Annotated in this window: 2 protein-coding genes; one reads left to right on the forward strand and one right to left on the reverse strand. The window is 46.1% G+C overall.

Features of this window, described 5'->3' with window-relative positions:
• Nucleotides 1–271: 271 nt before the first annotated feature.
• The gene (locus PX481_RS02805; RefSeq protein ID WP_288093570.1) at nt 272–961 is read left to right on the forward strand and encodes a PEP-CTERM sorting domain-containing protein; all 690 of its coding nucleotides are present in this window, start codon (nt 272–274) and stop codon (nt 959–961) included.
• Nucleotides 962–1026: 65 nt separating this feature from the next.
• Here the strand turns inward: PX481_RS02805 and PX481_RS02810 are convergent.
• Nucleotides 1027–1602: Rpn family recombination-promoting nuclease/putative transposase (locus PX481_RS02810; protein ID WP_288093571.1), on the reverse strand; the 576-nt coding region annotated here is incomplete at its 5' end.

The following is a 1602-nucleotide window of genomic DNA, read 5'->3' on the forward strand; positions in this document are numbered from 1 at the left end:
AGTGATTGGGGGGAAAATTTAGGGATTTTTTCCCTGAAAATTAGGTAATTGACCACCTGAAAATGGGTAAAACCCCACACCCCACACCCCACACCCCACACCCTGCCCCCACGAAAAACTTTTTCAGCAGCCCCTAATTAGTGAATTTTTGCCCCAAAAATCTCACACCTTTGGAAAAAGTCCTTGACAATTACTAGAGGAAGGAGTAGGTTACAAACAGTTAAATTTTCTGAAGTCTTATGTCATTATCTAAACTTATCAATCACGGGGGGTGGAGAAGCAGAGCTTATCAAAGGCTCGGCTGAAATCCTTTTCCCTAGCCACGGTTTTTACCACTACCCTTGTGCTGAGTTCGGTATCTTCCGCCGAAGCTTTCACTATTTTCACTAATCGCACCGCTTGGCAAGCTGCCGTCGATGCCATCGCTGGCAGTGTCACCACCACCGATACTTTTAGCAACAACATCGCCTCTGCTCAAACAATAACACTGGATTCGGGCATCGTTTCGGCGAATTCCTTTCCACCCGCAGTTGCGTTTGAGGATAATAGCGTTAGTGGAGGACTTTTCCTCAATTCCACTGATGGAGATGCGAGTAGCGCTTCCACAACTATCACTTGGACTTTTCCCTCACCTGTGTTTGCCTTCGGAGCGGATTTTCTAAATACTAACCCTAACCAGCTAAACCTAACGGGAAATTTCGATGGTACAGGAAACCAAACTCTGCTTGTGAATAACAGTATCGGCGGAGCAAACGGCTTTCTGGGCATTATTGGTAACGCAAACTTCAGATCGATCGTCTTTGGAACTAATACAAATGATCTCGATATCTTCCAGATCGATAGCGCTTCTCTTGCCTCTGTTGCCTCTGTTCCCGTCGCAGTTCCTGAACCTGGTATGATCACAGGACTGGTGTTCTTAGGGAGTGGTTTAGTGGTGCGTCGCCTCGCTAAACGTCGTTAATCGCGCTTGGGGTGGGGAGACGGTCTAAAATTTCCCTAATTTCCCACCCTTTGCGGTTAAAAGCTTTAATTGTGCTGCTGCCTTTGTAATTGCTCGATCGCGTCGGGGGATAAATCGGTAAATCGGGCGATTTCTGGGATAGGAAAACCAGCAGATAGCATTTTTAGGGCAATTTGTCGGGCTTTTTCTTCTTTACCTTCTTGTCGTCCTTCTTGCAGTCCTTCTTGTCGTCCTTCTTGTCGTCCTTTTTCCTCGCCTTCCTCTAAAATATCTTGATAGATGACGGATTCTCTCATAATGTCACTCCGAAGGATTTTTTTAATCGTCTCCCGATTCAATACTAACCCAGCGAGAATACTGGTGGCGGCAGCGAGATTGCTTTGCACCTGTTTTTCGGGGATAGTTTCTAAAGAACGGGACACCTGACTTAACACCTGTTCGGGGTCATCAGTATTGCTGAGGACGGCAAAGGGTAATAAACCGGGATGATGGAAAAATTGTGGTGTATTTTCTTCCCAAAGACGGATGACTTGAAAAGAATGAAAGGTTTCCCCCAGACGGAAGGTATTTTCTTGTACTAGGGGGGAATCGCTGCGTCGCAGATAAATTACCACTTGACGCATTGGTTTTTGGGGATGACG

It is taken from the genome of Microcystis sp. M53603_WE2 (assembly GCF_030065435.1).